Below are 6316 nucleotides of genomic sequence, written 5' to 3'. Positions count from 1 at the left end.
CCGATGTTCCACGTTAATGGCTGGGGGCTGGTGTACAGCGCGCCTATCGTCGGTACCAAACTGGTGATGCCCGGCCCGAAGATGGGCGATGGCGAAACCCTGTGCGCACTGATCAATGAGGAGAAGGTGACCGCCTCGGCTGGTGTGCCCACCGTGTGGCTGGCGCTGCTGGACTACCTGGGCAAGTCCGGTAACAGTGTCGACACTCTGAACCGGGTAACGGTCGGCGGCGCGGCCTGCCCGCTGAAGATCATGAGCGACTTCCGCGATAAATACGGTGTCGAGGTCCAGCAAGCCTGGGGGATGACCGAGATGAATCCGCTGGGCACTTTTAACGGCGGCATTCCGCCCCAGCTCGACGGGCTCAGCGACGAGGAGTACAACAAAATTCGCCTGAAACAGGGGCGCCCGTCCTTCGGCGTAGAGATCAAAGTGGTCGATGCCGATAACAATGAATTGCCCTGGGATGGCGAAAGCTCCGGGGCTGTTAAGGTGCGCGGCCCGTGGATCGTCAACGACTACTACGGTTACGACGGTCAGACGCTGGACGATGACGGCTGGTTTGAAACCGGCGATGTCGCCTGTTTTGATCAGCACGGCTACATGCAGATTACCGACCGGCTGAAAGACGTGATCAAATCCGGCGGCGAGTGGATCAGCTCGATCGAGCTGGAAAATTGCGCGGTTAACCATCCCAAAGTTGCCGAGGCGGCAGTGGTCGGTATTCCCCATGCCAAGTGGACCGAGCGCCCCTTGCTGCTGGTGATTCTCAAGCAGGGCGAGAGTATCGACTGCGAGGAAATGTTAGCGTGGTTTGACGGCAAAGTAGCGAAGTGGTGGATACCCGGCGATGTGGTGTTTGTCGATGAGCTGCCGCACACCGCCACCGGTAAGCTCAGCAAGAAAGATATCCGCGAGGCCTATAAAGATTTTCGCTGGAGCGATGAAAACTAGCCCGCAGGCAGCCTGTACAAAGCCGCCCAGCGCGGCTTTTTTTATGGGTTTTTAACAGACTGAGACCGCCGCCGCGCTATACCGCGGTTGCTTAGCCTATTATCGCGGACTGTTTTTATCTAACGAGTTTACTCGTTGAGGATGTGTCGACATGAATGAGGCTCCTACATCGCCGCCGGGGTCGCCCTCTTTTAGTCTGGCGCCGCTGATGTTTCAGAACTTCAGCTGCACCTTGGCGATTATGGCCTTTGTCGCACTGGTTGGGCCGGTGGCGCGGATTCTGTCGCTGGAGCCCTGGCATATCGGTGCGGCGATGACCATGGGCGGTTTTACCTGGATACTTTGTGCGCGCTGGTGGGGCGGTCTCAGTGATCGCTACGGACGCCGTCCCATCCTGTTGATTGGTCTCTGTGGTTTTAGTGTTAGTTATTTTGCGCTTTGCCTGTTTATCGATTTGTCGCTGCGTCATCAACTGATGCCGATGTTGGCTTTTCTCGGCCTAGTGGTGGGTCGCGTGGTGGTGGGCCTGTTTTACGCGGCTGTGCCTGCAACCGCCGCCGCTACCGTGGCTGATAATGTCGCGGCCGATAAGCGCGCCGGTGCCATGGCTCTGCTTGGCGCGGCCAGTGGCGCCGGCATGGTGATTGGCCCGGGCTTTGTCGGTTTGTTGGCGCCCTATGGCCTGGGTTTTCCCATGTATGTCACCGCGGTGTTGCCGGTGTTGGCGCTGCTGCTGGTGTGGTGGCGGGTGCCCAAATTGCCTCCGCAGGCGGGGCCCCGTAGCAAGGCGCCGGCACTGCGTGATCGCCGCCTGCGACAACCGATTGTGGTGGCCTTTTCCGCCTCATTTTCGGTGTCTATTGCGCAGGTAACCGTGGGCTTTTTTGCCTTGGATCAACTCGGCCTGCCGGCTGGCGAGGCGGCGCAGGTCGCCGGTATTGCCCTCACTGTGGTGGGGGTGGCGTTAATTATCTCGCAGAGCGTGCTGCGCAAATTGTCGCAACCCCCGGCGCGTTTAATTCGCATTGGTGCGCTGGTGTCTGCCGTCGGCTTTATGCTCAGTCTGTTTGTGGAGTCGACCTGGGGGCTGTGGGCTTGCTTTGGCTTGGCGGCGGCCGGCATGGGTTGGGTTTACCCTTCTGTGTCGGCACTGGCGGCGAATGCCGTGTCGGCCGATGAGCAGGGCGCGGCGGCGGGCACCGTCACCGCCGCGCAAGGTGTGGGGGTGGTGATCGGTCCGATGCTGGGTACCTTTATCTACGCATTCCATACCACCGCTCCTTATGTCATGGTGGCACTATTGTTGATAGCTATCAGCCTGTGGGTGGAGCGCGCCGGCTAAGTCGGCGCGGCGATTGCCGGCGGCTGGTCGCCGGTTGTTTGCGAGGAGTTCCCTATGTCTGAGCATTCCCAGCACGCGTCTTGCCACGGCGGCGATGACCCGCCGCCCTGCCACCCTCAGCAGCGCTTCGATGGCTTGCTGTGGTGCTCGCTAACGGCGGTGAGCGTGCTTTATGTGTTGGCGTGGCTCGATATTGCCCCTGTGCCGTGGTTGACGGTGGCCACGCAATCCGTGTTTGAACTGGTTAATACCATGTGGTGGGGGCTGGTGCTGGGCGTGGTGATGCTGTCGCTGCTCACCCGCGTGCCCCGTGAATTTGTGATGTCGGTGCTGGGCGATGGCGGTGGTGTGCGGGGTATTTTGCGGGCCACGGCTGCCGGTGTGCTGCTCGACCTGTGCAGCCACGGCATACTCATGGTCGGCGCCAAGCTTTATGAGCGCGGCGCCAGTCTCGGTCAAGTTATGGCGTTTTTAATCGCCAGCCCCTGGAATTCATTTTCGCTGACACTGATTTTATTCGCGCTGATTGGTTGGAAGTGGACGCTGGCCTTTATTGGCCTTTCAATGTTAATTGCCGTCACTAGTGGTTTGCTATTTGAGTATTTTGTTCGTCGGGGAGTGCTGCCGGCAAACGCGAATACTGTTTCATTGTCTCGCGATTTTAATTTTTGGCAGCAGGCGCGTATGGGCCTGAGCGCAACCCGTTTTGACCTGGCATTTTTTTCAGCCATGTTTGCCGATGGCATTAAAGAGTCGCGCATGGTTATGCGCTGGATTCTTTTTGGCATCTTGCTGGCGACCCTGTTGCGCACGGCGATGCCGATGGACGTATTTGAAAGTTATTTTGGGCCGACGCTGTTGGGCTTGGCGGCAACGATTGTCGCCGCCACAATTATTGAAGTCTGCTCAGAAGGTTCTACGCCGATCGCTGCCGACTTGCTGAATCGCGCCGGAGCGCCGGGCAATAGCTTTGCCTTTTTAATGACAGGTGTCAGTACCGACTACACCGAAATTATGGTGATGAAGGAGCGCACCGCCAGTTGGCGGGCGGCGCTGTTTTTGCCGCTGTTAACGGTGCCCCAGGTGGTCCTTGTTGCGTGGTTAATCAACATTGCCGGCTAGTGTTTGGCGGGTCCGCGTAACAATGCCGGGCCTGACTTGGCAGTAGTGGGTGGTTTGAGGGAGCTAAGCCGCCCGAACGGCGGACGCTAGGCGCGGCTCGGGCGGGGGTGTTGGTGTTTTAACGAAGGTCGACGCGGTCGGCCTCCATCACCTTGGTCCAGGCGTGAATAAAGTCGTCGACAAACTTCTGCTGAGCGTCTGCCGCGGCGTAGACCTCGGCGAGGGCGCGCAGTTGTGAATGGGAGCCAAACACCAGATCGACGCGGCTGGCTGTCCATTTGATGTTGCCACTGCGGCGATCCCGACCGTCAAAAATTTCGCCGTCGGCGCTCTGTGGCGTCCACTCGATGGCCATGTCGAGTAAATTCACAAAAAAGTCATTGCTCAATACGCCCGGCCGCTGGGTGAATACGCCGTGTTGGCTGTGGCCGACATTGGTGTTGAGCACGCGCATGCCACCGACCAGTACCGTCATCTCCGGCGCGCTCAGCCTCAGCAGTTGCGCCTTGTCGAGCAGCAGCTCCTCACTGGGCACCGCATAGCGTTGTTTCACATAATTGCGAAAGCCATCGGCGACCGGCTCCAGAGGGGCAAAGGCCTCAACGTCGGTGTGCGCCTGACTGGCATCGCTGCGGCCCGGGGTAAACGGCACGCTAACCTTGTAACCAGCGCTGCTGGCGGCCTTCTCGATGGCCGCGCTGCCGCCCAGCACAATCAGGTCGGCTAGCGATACGCGCTTATTACCGGACTGCGCGGCATTAAAATCGCGCTGAACGGCCTCCAGCTTGGCCAATACCTTGGCCAGCTGGTCGGGTTGGTTCACCGGCCAATCTTTCTGCGGTGCCAGTCTCAGCCGCGCGCCATTGGCGCCGCCGCGCATATCGGAGCCGCGAAAAGTGGCGGCCGATGCCCAGGCGGTGGACACCAATTCACTCGCCGTTAGCGATGCGGCCAACAGCTGTTTTTTCAAGGCGGCGATGTCGCCCTGGTCAATTAGCGGGTGGTCGACGGCGGGCAGCGGGTCTTGCCAGGTCAACACTTCGCTGGGCACTTCCGGGCCGAGATAGCGGGCCACGGGCCCCATATCGCGGTGGGTAAGTTTGTACCAGGCGCGGGCAAAGGCGTCGGCAAACTCATCGGGGTGCTGGTGAAAGTGCTTGGCAATTTTGGCGTAGGCCGGGTCTTCCCGCAGGGCAATATCGGTGGTCGCCATCATCGGTGCGTGGCGCTTGGCGGGGTCGTGGGCGTCGGGTACGGTGTCTTTGCCGGCAGCGTTTTTCGGGGTCCACTGCTGGGCGCCATAGGGGCTTTTACACAGTTCCCACTCGTAGCCCAGCAGGGTGTCGAAGTAGCTGTTGTCCCACTGGGTCGGCGTCGGTGTCCAGGCGCCTTCCAGGCCGCTGGTAATGGTGTCGCCGCCTTTGCCGGTGCCGTAGCTGTTGTGCCAGCCAAAGCCCTGGGCCTCAAGGGGGGCGGCTTCGGGCTCGGGGCCAACGTGGGAGTCGTCGGCGGCGCCGTGGGTTTTGCCAAAGGTGTGGCCGCCGGCACACAGGGCGACGGTTTCCACATCATCCATTGCCATACGCGCAAAGGTTTCGCGAATGTCGCGGGCGGCGGCCAGCGGGTCGGGTTTGCCATTAGGGCCTTCTGGGTTTACGTAAATCAGTCCCATCTGCACGGCGGCGAGGGGGTTTTCCAGTTCGCGGTCGCCCTCATAGCGCTGTTCGTCCAGCCACTCGCGCTCGGCTCCCCAGTACACGTCCTCTTCGGGCTCCCAAATGTCCTCGCGGCCACCGGCAAAGCCAAAGGTTTTCAAGCCCATGGATTCCAGTGCGCAGTTGCCGGCCAAGATCATCAGATCCGCCCAGGAGATCTTCTGCCCGTATTTTTGCTTAATGGGCCAGAGCAGGCGCCGCGCCTTGTCCAGATTGCCGTTGTCCGGCCAGCTGTTCAGCGGGGCAAAGCGCTGAGCGCCTGAGCCGGCGCCGCCGCGGCCATCGCCAATGCGGTAGGTGCCGGCGCTGTGCCAGGCCATGCGCACAAACAGCGGGCCGTAATGACCGTAGTCCGCCGGCCACCAGTCCTGCGAATCAGTCATCAGTGCATAGAGGTCGTCTTTAACGGCCTGTAAGTCCAGCGAATTAAAGGCCTCGGCGTAGTCAAAGTCCTCGCCCAGGGGGTTGCTGCTGGCTGCGCCCTGGTGAAGGATCTTCAGGTTTAGTTGATTGGGCCACCAGTGCGCATTGGCGGTGCCGGGGCCGGCCTGCTTGGTTATGGCGCCGTGCATAACCGGGCACTGACCTTGCTGTTTGCTGCTGTCCATAACGATCTCCCGTTGCTGTTATCGTTGTTGCGCGCCGCTGGCGCCCTGGGTCGCCGCCAATATGGCGGCGACTAAGGCAACACTACGGCAAGCTTAGCCTGCTGGTGAAATCGATTGATGTTATCAATACGATAGGTTGTGCCGTTGCTAGCGGGGCTGCCTTGTCCGTGTTCGCTGGCAGCGCGACCAGCTTCTACTATAGACAAGGGCCTACGACCTGCCCGCTGATGTGGATCACTGCGTTGTTGGGAGGGTGGCGTGCAAAGTAAGGGCAGGCGCGCGGGGCGGGTCAATCGAACAGGCACAAAAAACCCCGGATTAACCGGGGTTTCAGGCCTTCCCAAGTGCTGTTAGGAAGAGTGTTTGGTGGAGTGGGGGCTCAACAAGTTTCCGATCAAATCAAGTGATTTGAGCCGGTATTGGGTCATTCAGTACTGTCGTCTAGCGTCGGTTGGGGTATGTTATTTAGCTGGATAGTAAAGCCACCCCAAGCAGAGCGAGAACTCAACGTCAGGAGGATTTCGCGAGCGGCCCCCATTAGAACTTGTGTTCCATATATATTGGCTCCTTTTCGT

4 protein-coding genes are annotated in these 6316 nt (G+C 59.8%); 3 read left to right on the top strand and 1 reads right to left on the bottom strand.

Features of this window, described 5'->3' with window-relative positions; all coding sequences use genetic code 11:
• From ABYM29_RS14280 to ABYM29_RS14270, 3 genes are all read left to right on the top strand, one after another.
• On the top strand, nt 1-954 hold a 954-nt coding region (locus ABYM29_RS14280; protein ID WP_372865457.1), incomplete at its 5' end, for an AMP-binding protein.
• A 151-nt stretch (nt 955-1105) separates the two neighbouring features.
• Nucleotides 1106-2296, top strand: coding sequence for an MFS transporter (locus tag ABYM29_RS14275; protein ID WP_372865456.1), 1191 nt, complete (start codon nt 1106-1108; stop codon nt 2294-2296).
• 54 nt (nt 2297-2350) lie between these two features.
• Entirely contained in the window at nt 2351-3418 is a 1068-nt protein-coding gene (locus ABYM29_RS14270) for a permease (protein ID WP_372865455.1), read from the top strand.
• Between the two features lie 118 nt (nt 3419-3536).
• Here ABYM29_RS14270 and katG read toward each other — a convergent pair whose 3' ends face one another.
• Nucleotides 3537-5741: a catalase/peroxidase HPI gene (katG, locus tag ABYM29_RS14265; RefSeq protein WP_372865454.1), complete on the bottom strand. Its 2205-nt coding sequence runs from the start codon at nt 5739-5741 to the stop codon at nt 3537-3539.
• Between the last annotated feature and the right edge of the window lie 575 nt (nt 5742-6316).

Origin of the sequence: Spongiibacter sp. (assembly GCF_041602295.1) — a bacterium.
Lineage (GTDB): Bacteria > Pseudomonadota > Gammaproteobacteria > Pseudomonadales > Spongiibacteraceae > Spongiibacter.
This window is presented reverse-complemented; position numbering and strand designations above follow the sequence as displayed.